This is a genomic window from Ancrocorticia sp. (genome assembly GCF_052089425.1).
In the GTDB taxonomy this organism is placed as follows: Bacteria; Actinomycetota; Actinomycetes; order Actinomycetales; family Actinomycetaceae; genus Ancrocorticia.
This window is the reverse complement of sequence record NZ_JBQCZW010000028.1, coordinates 1-16,943: the sequence shown is the minus strand read 5'-3', so window position 1 is coordinate 16,943 and position 16,943 is coordinate 1. Positions and strand designations below refer to the sequence as shown.

12 protein-coding genes are annotated in these 16,943 nt (G+C 57.5%); 7 read left to right on the top strand and 5 right to left on the bottom strand.

Annotation, left to right across the window (positions count from 1 at the left end):
* Positions 1-9 precede the first annotated feature (9 nt).
* Both ACTHV6_RS09175 and ACTHV6_RS09170 read right to left on the bottom strand, forming a co-directional pair.
* Complete coding sequence (locus ACTHV6_RS09175) at positions 10-540, bottom strand: DUF2971 domain-containing protein (RefSeq protein ID WP_441387104.1); 531 nt, start codon at positions 538-540, stop codon at positions 10-12.
* A 484-nt stretch (positions 541-1,024) separates the two neighbouring features.
* On the bottom strand, positions 1,025-1,759 hold the full coding sequence (locus tag ACTHV6_RS09170) for a hypothetical protein (protein ID WP_441387102.1): 735 nt from the start codon (positions 1,757-1,759) through the stop codon (positions 1,025-1,027).
* Positions 1,760-2,606: 847 nt separating this feature from the next.
* Here ACTHV6_RS09170 and ACTHV6_RS09165 point away from each other — a divergent pair.
* The 3 genes from ACTHV6_RS09165 (at position 2,607) to ACTHV6_RS09155 (ending at position 5,346) form a co-directional block, all read left to right on the top strand.
* Positions 2,607-2,924 carry a nucleotide pyrophosphohydrolase gene (locus ACTHV6_RS09165; RefSeq protein WP_441387100.1) on the top strand — a complete coding sequence of 106 codons (318 nt, stop codon included), beginning with the start codon at positions 2,607-2,609 and terminating at the stop codon, positions 2,922-2,924.
* Positions 2,911-4,629 carry a DNA/RNA helicase domain-containing protein gene (locus ACTHV6_RS09160; protein ID WP_441387099.1) on the top strand — a complete coding sequence of 573 codons (1,719 nt, stop codon included), beginning with the start codon at positions 2,911-2,913 and terminating at the stop codon, positions 4,627-4,629. Before ACTHV6_RS09165 ends, ACTHV6_RS09160 begins: the two co-directional genes overlap by 14 nt.
* Before the next feature lie 441 nt (positions 4,630-5,070).
* The gene (locus ACTHV6_RS09155; RefSeq protein ID WP_441387097.1) at positions 5,071-5,346 is read left to right on the top strand and encodes a hypothetical protein; all 276 of its coding nucleotides are present in this window, start codon (positions 5,071-5,073) and stop codon (positions 5,344-5,346) included.
* A gap of 181 nt (positions 5,347-5,527) precedes the next feature.
* Here ACTHV6_RS09155 and ACTHV6_RS09150 read toward each other — a convergent pair whose 3' ends face one another.
* Positions 5,528-6,223: an Abi family protein gene (locus tag ACTHV6_RS09150; RefSeq protein ID WP_441387095.1), complete on the bottom strand. Its 696-nt coding sequence runs from the start codon at positions 6,221-6,223 to the stop codon at positions 5,528-5,530.
* Between the two features lie 419 nt (positions 6,224-6,642).
* Here ACTHV6_RS09150 and ACTHV6_RS09145 point away from each other — a divergent pair, with 419 nt between their 5' ends.
* Together ACTHV6_RS09145 and ACTHV6_RS09140 are read left to right on the top strand one after the other, a co-directional pair.
* Positions 6,643-8,661 (top strand): DUF6891 domain-containing protein, encoded by a 2,019-nt coding sequence (locus ACTHV6_RS09145; protein ID WP_441387094.1) that lies wholly within the window; start codon positions 6,643-6,645, stop codon positions 8,659-8,661.
* A gap of 162 nt (positions 8,662-8,823) precedes the next feature.
* Complete coding sequence (locus ACTHV6_RS09140; protein WP_441387092.1) at positions 8,824-10,437, top strand: ABC-F family ATP-binding cassette domain-containing protein; 1,614 nt, start codon at positions 8,824-8,826, stop codon at positions 10,435-10,437.
* Between the two features lie 151 nt (positions 10,438-10,588).
* On the opposite strand, the gene ACTHV6_RS09135 is transcribed toward ACTHV6_RS09140, so the two are convergent.
* Together ACTHV6_RS09135 and ACTHV6_RS09130 are read right to left on the bottom strand one after the other, a co-directional pair.
* The gene (locus tag ACTHV6_RS09135; RefSeq protein WP_441387090.1) at positions 10,589-10,999 is read right to left on the bottom strand and encodes a GatB/YqeY domain-containing protein; all 411 of its coding nucleotides are present in this window, start codon (positions 10,997-10,999) and stop codon (positions 10,589-10,591) included.
* A 189-nt stretch (positions 11,000-11,188) separates the two neighbouring features.
* Positions 11,189-13,693: a heavy metal translocating P-type ATPase gene (locus ACTHV6_RS09130; RefSeq protein WP_441387088.1), complete on the bottom strand. Its 2,505-nt coding sequence runs from the start codon at positions 13,691-13,693 to the stop codon at positions 11,189-11,191.
* 321 nt (positions 13,694-14,014) lie between these two features.
* Here ACTHV6_RS09130 and ACTHV6_RS09125 point away from each other — a divergent pair, with 321 nt between their 5' ends.
* Entirely contained in the window at positions 14,015-16,192 is a 2,178-nt protein-coding gene (locus ACTHV6_RS09125) for a multicopper oxidase family protein (protein ID WP_441387086.1), read from the top strand.
* Between the two features lie 114 nt (positions 16,193-16,306).
* Positions 16,307-16,642 (top strand): helix-turn-helix domain-containing protein, encoded by a 336-nt coding sequence (locus tag ACTHV6_RS09120; protein WP_441387085.1) that lies wholly within the window; start codon positions 16,307-16,309, stop codon positions 16,640-16,642.
* The last annotated feature ends 301 nt before the right edge of the window (positions 16,643-16,943 follow it).

Sequence of the window (16,943 nt, the reverse complement as noted above, 5' to 3'; positions counted from 1 at the left end):
TTCGCGATGCTACGGTATATAAGGCACTGAGGAGGCAGTAATCTCGTCATAGTAGTGAACGGGACCTCGGCCGTCTGGATTGAGGTACAGCTTCAGAGCGTTCAAGTTTCGTGCCTGATGCGGACCCGGTCCGACCTTGATCGATATGATCGCCTCCTCGACGAACGAGTATTCAAGATACGGCACTAGGTGGTGCCACCCCTGCCTGAGCTGCGCCGGTGCTTCGATGCAGCCCTGAGGCGAGACTATTAGTCGTACCTCTTTTTCATCACTATAGGCTGGGTGCTTTACGCCTCCGAACAAGGTCGCTTCGTTGCTCACGCCAAGACCTTGCTGCTTCACTTCCCAATTGATCAAAGCGTCAACGACTTGAGGAATTCTATCCTCCCCGTAGGAGATGGGTACTAGACTTGAAGTCTTACCAAAGTTCGGCTCAACATCGTCAGGATCAGTTTCCGAGTTCATGTGCAGGGAGCCGCGCAGCTTCTTTGAGTCGAACCCGATTGCGTAACCGTCTCCTCCAGCGTAGGAGCGCCGCACATACTAGCGTCGCCATACGCAAGTCGGTAGTCTTCTTGTAGCAATTTCGGGCTTTTGCGTACGGCTGCAATGTTCTCGTAGGCATAGACTGCTTGCCTCATAGTTGTGTTCTCTGCGTCAAGGACCCTATATGGGCCTGTTGCAAAATGACGCCAGAAACCTCGATTTGAACGAGACGCCATGGGAACCGTATGAAAGCGATGGCGTGTTGCGACCAAGAGGTTCGTTTGAGTTCAAAAAGCACCAGACCCATATGTACTGTTGTCTAGGCAAGTGAGGATGACCATGCCTGCGGACTATATCTATGAGCCCCAATTAGACATGCGAAAAGCCAGTTCCGGGACTTCCTACACGAACGGGATTAACCAGAATCATTTGTGAGATCTTGGGGCTACCAACAGTAAAAGCATCACTCAAGCAACCAATCAATCAGACGGGAAAGCCAAAGCTCGGCTACCGGCACTTGTAAGGTTAGACAAAACAGCTAGTCACGTCCTGTATCGTCATATGTCAGTTCGTTTGTTGGATAAAGCCGGGTAGCGGAAATACTGTCGAGGATCAAATGGAGAATCAGGATTCCGCTCACGACCAACAAGATCGATCCGAAGATTGATACTTTGAGAGATGAGCCCGCTATCCACGGCATTAACAGCCACAATGCGACAGCTAGCAGTACCGACGCGAGAGACCAGAGCAACGCGAAGGCTATTTCCTTGAAGCCATAGTAATCCTTAAGGGACAGTGGGCTCAGTGACACCCGCGTAACGGCCGTCCCTTCAACGTGGGCCTTTACAGCCTGTTTTCTCGCTTGGGCCGTCTCGACCGCAGCGGTGAAAGCGAACGGAAAGAACACGACCCCAAAAACACACACCCACAGGAGGCCGTAATCGCTAAGCCACCTCGCTGCTTGGTTTTCACTTTGCAGGATCCAAAAGTAGTCGAGAAGCAAAACGACAGGAAGCGCTAGGACCCAAAGCACCCAGAAATAGGCCTCACCAGAAATCAAGGCTTGTGCAATAACCCGTCCTTCCGCACGCCTTCTTAGGCCTTCTAGATCATGAGCTCGTTCGCCCTTTGATGTGCTTGCCTGTTTACCTGCCCATTCGCTTATTCTCTTCATCCTTGTATTCTGCGAAAGCTGCGATAGCGCTAAAATCGCTGTCAGCAGTGAAGAGAGAATGCCGAAAGCCAATGCCAATTGCCCAAGATTCTCCTGCATATTCCCCCAAAACCGAACTGTGGTTTGCTCTGGGTCCAGATGCTTGATCAAGCATCTGGACCCAGAGCAACGTACAAAGATCGCGCTGTCTCGATTCTGCGCGTGAACCATTCACCATCCTACGGCTATATGTCAACATTCTGGCTGGTGCCCAACAGCAGGACTTCTTCACTACAACTGCCATATCGCTTCGATTATGGAACCTGTGGAAGCTAAATCAAGGACGCCCCTCGTGTACCCAAATGAATATCTGCGCACTTGCAATGCCGATCAGCTATCAGGCTTGCCCCGCCAGCGGACGAGCAGATTCAAAGCGTGAATCCGTGCTGCTCAAGCGGCACAGCTGACGTACAGATGCGCCTGTTGTGTCTGGGAGCTAGGGTAGTCCCATTGTTCAGAAACTAGAAGCATGCAACCACCGAAGACTTGAATGTGCAATATTCACGGATATGAACTCCCTGAAAACTCGAGACGTGTGGTGCCTAGATCCGATGACTGATTTTGCACGTCAGGACTTCTGACTTTGCAGTGTACCGCCTACTGCTTTTTGTATTTTGGCAACGGCCAGCATATAGGCGTCTCGCGGCACAGTTAGTGAACCCCAATAGATCCCCGGACGGCTCCATCCGGTTTCAACCGGCACATTGCGTCTTGGGGGCGGACGCATCTGCCTTCCCTATGAGGTTTGATACTTGCATGCTCTACCAGAAAGATCCTTCAGAGCTAGGAACTCGGTCCAGCTCCGTTGGCCACTCACACTGGATATGATGACGACCAAAATCGTTGACAAGATTGTCATCCGGCGAGAATCGTTTAAGCACGAAAAATCATTGATAGTCTTGGAACCATGCACGATCAAACCGTCCGCGACACACTACGCGATTTCGTTGCCGAACGTGATTGGCAGCAGTTCCACACTCCAGAAAATCTCGCGAAAAGCATCAGCATCGAATCCGCAGAGCTTCTCGAGTGTTTTCAATGGGGAGATGCAGACCTAGAGTCAGCGCGGGATGAACTCGCAGATGTTCTGACTTACTGCTTCCTCCTCGCAGACCGGCTCAAGCTTGACCCAGAGACGATTGTCTTAGCCAAGCTGGAGACTACTCAGTCAAAGTACCCGGTCGAGAAAGCTCGCGGCAGGAGCACAAAATATGACCGGCTTTAGGCTGGAGAAGGGGAAGTTTACCTCCGACCAAATCGATAAGTGGAGCGCTCTTGATCCACGGCTTCGCAATTGGCCTGTTGTATATGTATTGAATAATGACCGAGAAGTTTACGTCGGCGAGTCACTTAACGTTGAAAGCCGAATGCACCAACACCTTGATTCGGTCGAGAAACAACGCCTTGAGTGGGTTCGTGTTGTACTTGATCAGCGATTCAATAAGTCTGCTTGCCTCGATCTTGAGTCCTTCCTTATCCGAATGTTTTCCGGAGATGGACACCTTCAAGTACTGAATCGAAACGCGGGCATCACTAACGCTGACTATTACGATCGCGGCGCGTACCGGGAGACCTTTGAAGAGGTCTTTGAGGCCTTTCGGGTCAACGAGCATCTGTTCCAGAGAACACTCCCCTCCATAATCAATAGCGACCTTTTCAAACTTTCACCATTCAAAGCACTGAATCACGACCAAGCAATTGCAGTCGAGGACATTCTAGAAGGGCTCTTTAGCGACCTAGAATCTGGCGACCAAAGCGAAATAGTTGTTCAAGGGAACCCTGGGACCGGAAAAACTGTTGTTGCCATCTATTTGATGAAACTGCTCGAAGACATCCGAAACCACAACGTAGAAGAACCTTTCGACAGCGACTCTATCTTTAGCGACTTTTTTGCCCCCGGTCACGCGGAATTGCTCAGCTCATTGAAGATGGGGATCGTGGTGCCGCAGCAGTCTCTGCGGGAGTCAATTTCCAAGGTGTTTAAGCTTACCCCTGGTATGAACAAGAATTCGGTCTTGACTCCATTCAAGGTTGGCTTCAGCGAGGAGAAATTCGATCTTATTATCGTGGACGAAGCGCACCGATTAACCCAACGGGCGAATCAATCAGCTGGGCCACTCAATAAGCAGTTTGCGGAGATAAATCAAAAGCTGTTTGGTGAAGACAGCATGGAACTTACGCAGCTTGATTGGCTCCGTGAACAGACTAAGCACCTCATTCTGATGCTTGACACCGGTCAGAGCGTCCGTCCCGCTGATCTACCATCTCAAGTCACTGAGCAAGTTCTTGCCAAAGCATCCAAAGATCATCGGCTGTATCCCTTAGAGTCACAAATGCGAATCTCGGCCGATGAAGACTACGTCGGATATATCCGCTCGATACTGAGCGACAAGCCACCGGCTGCGAGCCAGTCCTTCGCTGAGTATGATCTCCAATTCTTCGACGATCTAGATCTGATGCGTCAGGAAATCGCGCGCCGAGAAGAAGAACACGGCCTGTCACGGCTCGTAGCTGGATACGCGTGGCCATGGAGAAGCAAAAAGGATAAGAATGCTTTCGACATAGAAGTTGATGGCGCACACTTACGTTGGAACTCCGCTGAGCGAGACTGGATTAGCTCGCGTCATTCAAGTGACGAAGTGGGTTCGATCCACACCGTCCAAGGCTATGATCTGAACTACGCTGGCGTCATCATTGGGAATGATCTGCGGTACGACTCTTCAAACCATAAAATCACATTTGATCGCGCCGAATATCACGATAAGAAAGGAAAGGAGGACAACCTTAAGCGCGGCATCAATTACTCAGATCACGACCTGCTGCAGTACGTCAGAAATATCTATGGCGTTCTACTCACCCGCGGCATCATCGGAACTTATGTCTATGTCTGTGACCCCGCTTTACGCGAGTATCTTCGGCGCTACCTTTGAGTCGTTTCCTTCGATTTCTGACTTGCCGTTGACGCCATTTCACTACCCGCCACCCCATTCAACTATTCTGACCCCATGGCCACACAGACAGCGGGGCACTTCGCCAGCTAGATCCTTATCGCCGAACTCGATTCCATGGTTCAATCAGAGCGGTACGCGCGTGGACACCGACACGCCCGGCAGCCTCCCGACGACTCATCCCCGCCCCACGCAACTGCTCGTATTCCTGCTTGCGCGGATGTCGACCACCACGACCGTGCACGCCAGCCTCACGCGCCCACCTGTACGCCGTGTTCTGGTTCACGCCAACATCATAAGCAGCAACGCTAATAACGCTATCTACACGATCTAGCGCCTGAAAACCCTTCCTTAACCTTCTTCAACCTCACACCCCCTAGAAAACCACGGTGTTGCGAAGACCGCTAGAACCCGCCCATAGCCATGGGCTCCGGAACCGAAATCGCCCGCGAATCCTCAGACGTGGTGCTCATTAGTTCGAATCTGGCCGACCTCGTGCGCACAGCCCACGTGGCGCAGCGGGCACGGCGGATCGTCATGTTCAACTTTGCCGGGACCATCGGTGTTGACCTCATTGGGATGGAGCTAGCGGCGCTCGGGTTCCTCTCCCCCATGCTGGCTGCGTTCATCCACGTAGGCTCCGAGACTGCATTCATCCTCAACTCGGCACGGTTGATTCCGGGGCTGCGCGGGCGGTAAACGCGATGCCGGAGCGGACGTTGAGCTACCCCAGCCAATTGCCTATGGCTCTAGTGCTGAGAGTGGCGCGGTGACGGTCCCGCGCTCGGTTACGAGGGTCGGTCCTGCATAGGCTCTATAACCACCATCGCAAGACGGTTTATCACAAACAGGATTCGGGGCTTCGGCTCAGAGATAGAGGTCAAGGCCGCTGGGCAAGCACTTGGGCCACGGCCGATGATGGAGCGAGATGAGCGGCGGCTTCAGGCGCAATCATCGAGAAGATACCCATGAGGTCTTGCTGAATTCGGACCGGTTCTTGCTCTGGAATCTTCGTCCGATCAAATATCGGCTCATGATGGGCGATCCTATTCCTCACAATGTTGATATTCCCGATAATCCTATCGACACTTGCACGATTAGTTTTCGGTGGGTAGGCATGGTGAAGGTAAGGTACCCAAACAGTCTTCTCGTGTGAGGACGACGTAAGGTGCCTCCAGAAACCGAAACTCAATTCTGCCATCACCTTCCCCGGGGTAGCGCGCACACCACCACAGCCACGGATAGCAGCATCGACTGAACGTCGGTTCTGGTAATTCACGTCGCTACCGCGCTTAAGACCAGATCGATCCTTCTTAATCCGCCATATAGGCGTGACTGCTGGCGAATCTGGGGCAAGTAGCCAGTGAGAACTCCCCTGCCAGCGTTCCTCGAAGGCAGTATTGTATGCGTTACGCAACCCAATTTCGAAGTGCGCGATATCGCGCATAAGCGCTTGGCCAAGCGTGACGTTCCATTCATAGAGCGCCAGCGCTTTTGTGCGATCTCCTGAACAGGAATCAACATACTTCTGAAACCGGGGAACGCCCAGCCAGTCCTCGATCCAGACATCAGACACGCGCTCGCCTCCAAAAAGATCAAAGCCCCGGCGACTTGGTCGAAACCAGCGGTCCACACGGGGCTAACAACCCAAACCGTACGCGATCCGTCCAATTCAGTCAATGTATCTCGTACACATTGACCCTCACCAACCGAAGTCGCACGGCACCTTCTAGAAGAGGGCTAGGCTCTGATTGAGCAACTCGTCCTTCGACTCCCCTATGCCACGGCGGCTACTCACTTCCGCATGCTGTGTAAGCCGGTCAAATACGCAGGGCTACTACAGCATACGGAAGCAAAACTGCCACCCACCCCATTCCGCAACCCGGACCAAAGTCCCACACCCTCCCCGCCCTTCGGTATGCTCACCCGAAACGAGTCCACCGCGGACACACTGCCCGAGGAGAACCCATGCCACTGAGCGCCTACGTTTTATTGATGCAACAACCTGCGGCCACATCCCCCGAAGGGCTGTGGGGAGGGAACGCAGCGAAACTCCCCACCACGGTCACCCCGAACATCACCGCCCAGCTCACCAGCACCGATTTGGCCATGGACGCCGCGATCAGCCCGCAGCCCGAGCAGATCATCCCCATGTTCACGGGTCACGCCGCAGCGCTCGAGCTACGTGCGAGCGATGACGCCCCGCCACACCATCAACAACGCGACCTGTGCGAAGCTATCGTGGCCTTGCCACCGTTCCCGGACGCCGCCGTATGGTTCCCCGATCGCCACCAGATCACCACGTTCGCCGCGTTTGTCACTGACCTGTTGGAGAATCCGGTACACACGTTCTATTGGGTTCGCCCGTCTTGGGTTGATGAGAAGGAAGAGGCTGCGGTCGCCACCGTTCGCGGACTCCACACCCTCGGCGCAGCGAATCTCCAAGTACTAGGAGCGCCCGATAGCCTTCTGGACTTCACCGCGCAGATCGATACCTTCGTGGCCAACGCGATTCGCACCAAAATCTTCCCGACCGAAGCGGACACAGTCCAGATCGGCGAGACCACATACTCCTGCTCCCCCGCCACGGGCGCCCTCACCGGCGAGCCACTTCTCCAGCTCTCCCCGATCGCCGCCAGCCAAATCAAACCCCACTGGCTCTCCCCGCAAAGCCAGCAGATCGCCGAATTTGAAGGCCCGTACGCGCAGCTTGCCGAGGCGTTCGAGGACCTGCAATCTCAGGGCATCACGGCGCGGATGGACTTCGCGTGCTGCCAGAATTGCGGGCACACGGAGATCCCGGACGAGCGCACGCCCGCCGCCGAATCCGCGGCCTACCCCTACGTCGAGCAGGGCTATACGTTCTTCCACGCGCAGGATTCGGATGGGTTGGCCGAGGGCGCCACCCACCTGTATTTGGCTTACGGCGCCTTCCCCGGCGGGCGCTACCTTTCGCAGTGGCCCGATTCTGAGCCCACCACGGACGCGGAGAAGAGGGCATTCACCACGATGGTTCGCGAGTCTGAGGCGCAGGTGGGTCAGCTCGTGACGCAAACGCTACGTGGGCACGGCCTGAACGTTGAATGGGATGGGGATACGAATAGCCAAATTTCTGTCGTGGCCGATTGGAGCGCAGCTCCGTTTCCGTGGGCGCGAGATTTTGACGACGACGAAGCCGGCAACTTCAGTGACCCCCTTCCTCTACCTCCCTACGATCCGACAGTATCGGCAGGCGCGTGGTATGTGCTCCTCAATGCCGAGCCGGACAATCTGGGCGAGCCACTTCAGGATCTCATGCCGAATTACTCGGCACGTTTGGCAGAGGAAGGATCGATCACCGGCGAAATCCCCTACGAGGATCCCACGCTGACCGTGTCGCTTAGCCTGATCAAGAAGATTGACGATCCCCTCCTCGCGCGAGATGGCACGAACAGTGATAGGCCGGATATGGCCGAGTATCAGGTGATCTCGCACCTCGCGGCCGTGTGTATTACCAGCCGTGGCCCGGCGCCTGTGTATGAGCAGCTGTTCCATCAGGCCGCGGTGGCCTCGGAGATCGGGAAGCGGCCCGAGGCGCTGGGTATGTGGATCCCCGGGCAGGAGCGTTTCGAGGTGGAGCCAGGGCTGGCGCTGGATGAAGATTTCATGAAGCAAACGGGACGGATGGTGAGCGTTGCCGTGTACGGAGCTGTGGCTGAAACGGACGATGGCCCAGCGAACGTGGTGTACACGCGCGGGATGGCGCGGCTTGGCATGCCCGAGATTTTCACTCATGATCCGGATGACGTCCCGAGCGAGCAGATGCGGGGGCTGCTGGCCACCACGGCGGACAAGTTCGCCGAGCAGGCGGCAGCGGGCAAGCGCGGCGGCAAGGTGCCACAGGCCGGGGACACGGTCAAGACGGTCTACAGAAAACTCGGCGGAGTCATGCACGCCGCCCCGGACCCCATCACCGGCGAACCGGCACTGAATATGGAGCTCATCAGGCGCAAGGGGTTCTTGGGGCTGTTCTAGTGCCGTGGCAGCTGATAGGTTATATGCGTTTCGTTTTCGAAAGAAGGATTTCATCATGCTGATCTACGACGGTCTGGCTGCTTACACCGCGCGCTGACGTCATCGATCACCCTGCCTTCGGGGTTCCTGTGTCAGCGCTTCCACTGACAACTCAGGAGTCTCGTGTCTATTACCCAAAAGCCGGCTGTCTCGCTGGCGAATCTCTCTTTTACGTGGCCGGACGGCACCCCCGTCTTTCGCCATCTCACGGCCACCTTTGAAGCCGGCCGTACCGGGCTGATCGGTGCCAACGGCACCGGAAAAACCACACTTCTGCGTATCGTCGCTGGTGAGCTTTCCCCGTCATCGGGCGGTTTCACGTCGGTCGGCAGCGTGAGCTATCTTCCCCAGCATCTCATTTTGGATACTACTACGACCGTTGCCGAGCTACTCGGCGTTCAGCAGCGGCTGATTGCCCTGAGGGCAATCGAATCAGGTGACGTCAGTGCCACGCATTTTGACGTTCTTGGCAGTGACTGGGACGTCGAGGCTCGCAGCATTGCGGCCCTCGATCGGATCGGCCTACCAGGAATCGGGTTAGATCGCGAAGTCGGCACGCTGTCAGGCGGGGAAGCCGTTCTTGCAGCCCTCGCTGGATTGCAACTGGCTGGGAGCGAAATAGTCTTGCTTGACGAACCGACGAATAATCTTGATCGCGAGTCGCGCCACCTCCTCTATGAGGCGATCAGTTCATGGCGAGGCTCGTTGATCGTGGTGAGCCACGACGTAGAACTACTCAACCTGATGGATGCAACGGCCGAGTTGCGCGATGGCACCCTCACCACGTTCGGCGGGCCATACGATGCCTATCAAGAGTATGTGGCAACCGAACAAGCTGCCGCCGAACAAGCGGTGAAGTCCGCAGAGCAACGGCTGAAAGCTGAAAAGCGCCAACGTACCGAGGCACAAACAAAACTGGCGCGCCGCCAGCGATATGCCCGAACCGATTTCGAAAACAAGCGCAAGCCGAAGATGATCATGAACAACCGGAAGCAAGAAGCTCAGGTTTCGGCAGGAAAGCTACGCGGACGGCTCGACTTGGCCGTTGAAACCGCCGAGGAAGCTGTTACGGCTAAGGAGCAGAACGTCCGCCGCGATGCCACCATCACGATCACCCTCCCCGATCCCGATGTGCCTTTTGGGCGCCGGCTTGCTGAGCTTCGCGACGGTCACGGGCACCGATTCGTTATCCAAGGCCCCGAACGCGTGGCGCTCACCGGGCCGAACGGGATCGGGAAGACGCGGCTACTACAACAGCTCACCAGCGCTTGCGCTTTCGAGGATCAGGATTGCCGAGCCTCGGCCTTCACGGAACGCGTCGGGTATCTTCCGCAGCGTCTCGATCACCTAGAGGATGCAGCTACGCTCATCGAGGTTGTACGGGACGCGGCACCTGCCGTACCAGACGGCGAACTCCGGGCCGATTTGGCTAGGTTACTCTTCCGCGGCGATGTCATTCATCGAACCGTTGGCGACCTCTCAGGCGGCGAACGGTTCCGAATTGCACTGGCTGCGTTGCTGCTGGCGGATCCCGCGAATCAACTACTGGTCCTTGATGAACCAACCAATAGCCTCGACCTTCAAAGCGTTGATGAGTTGGTTGACGCGTTATCGGCCTACCATGGAGGCCTCATCGTAGTCAGCCACGACGATCACTTCTTGTCCCGGCTGAATATCGACACGTGGATCGTCATGGACCAGATCGGCCTACACCATGGCAAATCTCAAACAAAGTAGAACCAATGACGGACATTCCCGATCCCAACCTGCTCACCCCGAACACGCATCCACGATCATGGGCGGGACACCTCAGGACCTCTCACGGATCGTTTAAGCCCGGGCAGTGACCGCACGCCGGAGCCCACTGGCCCACTGCCTTGACGTCGAGTCACCCGTTCGAACCGGCTGACCTACTCCGCACGTATTTGCCCAGCACGTCAGCTTCGCGCCTTAGCCGCCCCGCCAAGTCACTTTGGCCGTGAGCCTCGTAGTTTCTCGCGGCTTCCAGCCGCTCCTCGATCTCTGCCCGCAGAAGTGCCTGCACATCATCCGCAGTCAGCTTGCGGCGGCTCGCCTCCGAGGATCCAACCCCGACGCTCGCGCCGGCAACATGCTCGCTCGAAGCGTGCACCGAATTGTCCGCCGGCGCAACAGCTTCCGCGTTGTCAATCACCGCGAGCGCCGAGCGCAACGCCGCCACCGCTTCCTGATCGTGCGCCTTCATGGCACTCGTCAGATCGGTGCGGAGAACAGCGCGCAGTTCCCACACATCTGTTGGCTGAACATCGTTCTGACTCATTCATCTTCTCCGTTGACGGTATGTTCCTAGACCTAGCTGGGGCATGACCACAGTAGCGCAAGTAGGTTGTATGAGTGACTAGGGCGAGCTGGGCCGCCGTCGTCGTCACAAAAATCTGCCCACTCAAAGTGCGGGAGCACCCGGCATAACCAAGTACCCCCGCACTACTCGCGCCTACTGAACGCCCAACTACTTCAGCTTCGCCACCCTGAGCCTCGAGGCGTTGAGGATCACGCTGACGGAGGACAGCGCCATGGCCGCAGCGGCCAGCATCGGCGAAAGCAGCAGGCCGAACGGCGGGTACAGCACGCCCGCGGCGATCGGGATGCCGATCGTGTTGTAGATGAAGGCGAACACCAGGTTCTCCCGGATGTTCTTCATCGTGGCGTGGGACAGACTCCGCGCGTGCGCAATCCCGCCCAAATCACCGGAAAGCAGCGTCACTCCGGCACTTTCCATGGCCACGTCGGTTCCGGTACCCATTGCGAGGCCAACGCGTGCCGCGGCTAGTGCGGGGGCATCGTTGACGCCATCTCCGGCCATAGCCACCGTTCGTCCTTGGTCCGTGAGTTTTGTGACGACGGCGGACTTATCTTCCGGTTTCACATCGGCAGTTACCTCATCGATACCGAGCTTCTTGGCGACTGCCTCGGCTGTGGTTCGGTTGTCGCCAGTCAGCATCACAACGCGCACACCTTGGTCATGCAGCGCCGCCAGTGCGGCAGGCGTGCTCTCCTTAACCGGATCGGCGATGGCGAGGATGGCCTCAAGGTTGCCATCCAAGCTGAGGAACACGGCGGTTGCTCCCTCGGCTCGCAGTTCATCGGCACGAGTTTGGGCAGCGCTGGTATCGGTGTTCGCGGCTGCGTAATCGACGTTGCCCACCCGTACGTCGTGGGAATCGACAGTTCCACGGACTCCGCCGCCGGCATCGGACGTGAAGTCCTCTGCTGCGGGGATGTCCAGTTCGGCGTCTTGAGCCGCTGCAACAATCGCAGTGGCAAGCGGATGCTCGGAGGGCCGCTCAACGGAGGCGGCGAAGCGCAGCGCGTCATCCCTGCTCAGGGAGCCGAGCGTCACCACATCGGTCACCGCAGGCTTGCCCTCGGTCAGCGTGCCGGTCTTGTCCACCACCACGGTGTCAACCTTCTCCATGGCCTCAAGGGCTTCAGCGTCACGAATCAGTACACCTTCCTTGGCGCCGCGGCCCACGCCCACCATGATGGACATCGGTGTGGCAAGGCCAAGAGCACATGGGCAGGCGATGATCAGGACCGATACCGCCACGATCAGTGCGTGGGTGAGGCGCGGGTCCGGACCAACAAGCATCCAGACAGTAAAGGCGATCACAGCCACCACAATGACGGCTGGGACGAACACAGCGGCAACCTTATCCACCACCGACTGAATGGGTGCCCGCGAACGCTGTGCGGAAGCAACCATCTCCACGATTCTGGAGAGCATGGAATCTGCACCGAGCTTCTCCGCACGGATCACGAGGGAACCGGAGCCGGCGACGGTGCCGCCAACCACTTCGTCTCCCTCCTCCTTGGTGACAGGCAAGGATTCGCCGGTCACCATGGATTCGTCCACGGAACAGCGGCCAGACACCACGGTGCCGTCCACTGGGAGCTTCTCGCCGGGACGCACGCGCACGAGGTCACCAACCTCAATGTCCTCTAGAGGGACTTCTTCCTCGTTTCCGGCATCGTCCACGCGGCGTGCCGTGGCAGGGGCCAAGTCCATGAGCGCGCGAATGGCACCAGATGTGGATTCGCGGGCGCGCAGCTCAAGTACCTGTCCGAGCGCCACAAGAGTCACGATCACCGAGGCGGCCTCAAAGTAGACCTCTGGCCGCCCATGCATCTGCATGTTCTCTGGAAAGATGTTCGGGAAGAGCAGGGCCACAACGGAATATGCGTATGCCGCGCCCACACCTAGGGACACCAGCGTGAACATGTTGAGGGAACGGTTGCGCACCGAATCCCAGCCGCGCTTGAAGAATGGGGCGGCGGCCCACACCACCACCGGGGTGGCTAGGGCGAATTGGATCCACTGGGATACTCCCATCGGGATCAGCGTTTCCCAAGCGGGTACCATCGGGAAAAGCATCGCGAGAACGAGGATCGGCACGGCAAGCGCCGCCGAGATCCAGAACCTGCGTGTCATGTCCTTCAGTTCGGGATTAGGTCCCGAATCGGCCGTTGCCCTCACAGGTTCCAACGCCATGCCGCACTTCGGGCAGCTGCCCGGGCCCATCTGGCGGATTTCCGGGTGCATCGGGCACGTGTACTCGACGTCATCCTGGTTGGAGGACGAGGACTTCTTGCTTTCCTTCTGAGTCTTCGTCTTTGCGGGAGCGGTCGCCACATCTGTTGCGGCGTGGTGGTGCTCATGGCCGTGGTGCCCGTGGCCTTCTTCCCCGGCCGGGACTAGGTCCATCCCACACTTGGGGCAGCTGCCCGGGTGGTCCTGACGCACTTCGGGGTGCATGGGGCACACGTATTCGCCGGGTTCGTGAGTGCTGCGGGCATACTCCGCCGGGTTCGCTAAGAACTTCCCGTGACAACCGTCCGAGCAGAAGTAGTAGGTACGGCCTTCATATTCCTCGGTGGCAGCCGCGTCTTCAGGATTGATGGTCATGCCACAGACTGGGTCAGTGACGGTGTTTGACTTGGTACTGCTGGTATTCATAGTCGTTCCTCCTAGCACCACTTTATACCCCTAGGGGGTATGTGTATCAACACTGGAAGCTATTCCGTGGGTCACCAGAGCCAACGTACCCCGAGCGCAATCCCGCGGAAACCATAGTAAGGCTATCCTTATGCTTGACGCGCGCCACGTACTCAACTATGCTCAAAAAACTTTACCGGACGAGGCAAAATACGGCATACGGAGCCCCGTCACACGGTCGCCGTCGTCCCATTTTTCCTCGAATTCCCGTTGGGAGTTTCCCGGACACCGTAGTCAGAATCAGCTGCGGGCTTAGTAGAGGATAAATAGGGAGAAGAATCCATGTCGACGACGACGAAGTACTCGGGCCATACGTTCGATACACCCGCCGCAGGTGGGTCTACCCAGAGCGAACAGCGCAACCGTTCGCTGGCAGAAACGGGACGGCTCGCTCTACCAGCGCTGTCACAGGCCACGCAGGTCGCAACAACTACCCCGCCAGCATTGTCGGTAGCTCCCGCGGCGCTCCCAGGATCACCGTCCACGCTGGGGCTGCGGAAGTTCCGCGACCCGCTTACCCAGCCGGACACCATTCGCACTCAGGATCTCCCAGAGGAAACCGCGGTGACGATTCGCGCCCTTCCCACGAAGGTGCAGTTCCACGCAGATCTGCCCGAAACAATCGCATGGGCCTACGAGGGCTCTATCCCCGGGCCAACTATCGAGGCACGGCGTGCTCACACGGCTCGCATTGATTGGGAAAACGCGTTGAAAACTGAGGCGGGCATGCCGCTCCCCTACGATGTGGTTCGAGTACCGCCCCAAGCTACCGTCCCCGAAACGCTTCGCATCGCCAACTCCCCCGGAGGGCGCGTGTTGCCCGACCACACGACCCATGGCGCACCACCGTCCAACGCCTATCCGCGCCTTCCTGACACGGACGCCATTCGGGCCGCCAACGTGGTCCACCTCCACGGATCTTTGACGGATGGTCACAATGACGGCTGGGCACACAACGTCATGATGCCGGGGCACACTGCACGTTGTACCTACCCAAACCACCAAGAATCGGCCACACTCTGGTATCACGACCATACGATGGCCATCACTCGATTTACCGTGCACGCGGGACTCGCCGGTTTCTACCTCATTCGAGATGAGATCGAGGACAGCTTGGGACTGCCGAGTGGGGAGCGAGAGCTCGTACTAGCCATCGCCGATCGAAACCTAGAATCCGAGCCGGGCGAGCCATCAAGCTTCATCCCCACAGGACGGCTCCTGTACAAGCAGGCTGGTGTGGGCACGGATGAAGCCGCCACCGAAATCCCCCAGACGGGTCCATTCACCATGGTCAATGGAAAGATCTGGCCAACCCACGCGGCAGAGCCCGCTTGGCACCGGCTCCGCATCGTGAATGGCTCGAACGCCCGCATCTATCGGCTGGCACTCTACGACACGACGGATGAAGAGATCCCAGCTGACGCTGGGCCGCTACCATCCAACCCTGACGGCGGATTTGGTGAGGATACGAGCGCCTACGGCATGCATCGTCTGGACTCCGGGCTGGTGATCATCGGCACGGACACTGGATTGCTGCCAGAGCCTGTTATTGCTCCCGCGGGATCGATTGAGCTGGGTCCCGGCGAGCGGCTGGACATTCTTGTGAACCTTGGCGCTCATACCGGCAGGACACTTGAGCTGCGCAACGAGAGCGCCACGGCGCTGCGCCCGCAGCCAGGGCAGATTGACGCAACTATTATGCAATTCTCAGTGGGCGCCTCATCGTGCGAAGACGAATTTGTCCTCCCCAAAGTTCTCACCCCGGCGTACAACCGGTGGGAGCAAAACCCCGACGGTTCGGTGACTGTTGGAAACAAGACCATCACGGACTATCAGGATGTGTGGTTAGCTGTTATCCCAACCAACGTCCATAACAACGGCCACCCGCAATTATGGGAGATGGAGGATGTGACCGGCACGCCGCCGGATGAACTGGACACAATAGACGTGATCAGACTGGAAAGGCCGAATGGCGAGGAGCCGCTCGTTCTGCGGGCGCACGCCAAGCTGTTCGATGACACGGTGGGCATCCTCATCGCCGAGGGAAGCTGGGCGAAGTGGAACGTGGTGCATCTGGGAGGCCCCGAGCATCCGATGCACATCCATATGACGGCATTCCAGATGATTGAACGAGGCTCGTGGACCTTGAATGACGGTGGCACCGTGCCAGGCTTCGACCCGGCCACCGGCTCAACACCTAACCCACTACCGCTTCCGGCCGATGGCCCGGAGATCACTCCTGTGGAAGCGGGAACAAAAGATACATGGGTTGTTGGAGCAGGTGAAGTAGTCAGCTTCTTCGGGCATTTCGAAGGCGCATGCGGCGAATTCATGTACCACTGCCACATCTTGGACCACGAGGATCACACGATGATGCGTCCGTTCGTCGTTCTCCCACCTGATGTGCTCGCTCTGCATGGCGGCCACGGCGGGCCGCACCCGGCACCACACCACGGGTAGTAGTGAATAGAACCCCGCTCCACGATCATATGGGGGCGGGGTTCGAAAAAATTTGTGGAAGTAACGTGGACACTTACCTGTGGCCAACTGGTCACTCTTGGATAGAATGACAACATGAGCAACATGACCGTCAATCCTTCACACCTGTCTAATGAGGACTGGGTGCGCATGCGTGAGTTTCTGGATTCTGCCAAGGAACGTGGAGAGGTCGTCGATTTTTCCACCCGCGTACAACTGCTGACGCCAGCTGAGGTCGCTGAGCGATTGGGAATGTCGCGTTCCACGGTGTCGCGTCGGATCGCCGCTGGCGAGATCACGGCCACTAAAGTCGGCACCCACCATCGCATTCCGCTGGCTGAGTATGAGCGGTACAGCCGTGAACTCATACGCCGCATGGCTCAAGCATCCGCTGACGATATCGAAGCTGAGCTGTTCGGTGAGGGAGCTTAATCCCACGACGGTCCGAACACGCAACGAGAGTGAGTGAATTCCTCCAGAGATAGGCAAAACCACCAGAGATGCCGTCCACCGCCAACTCTCAAGGAACTGGCTCACTCTCTGGACACTGGATCACTATCGCTGCATTCGCTCACTCTCGCGACAGGGCGCGCCAGCGGCCAAGATCCTCAGATCAGACAGCGAAAAACCCTGCCACACGATGATGTGAGACAGGGTTCGAAAAAATTTGTGGAGCATAGGGTGTCTAGGTTCAGGACATGTGTCTCACTTGATAGGGCACACAAGAGTCGCG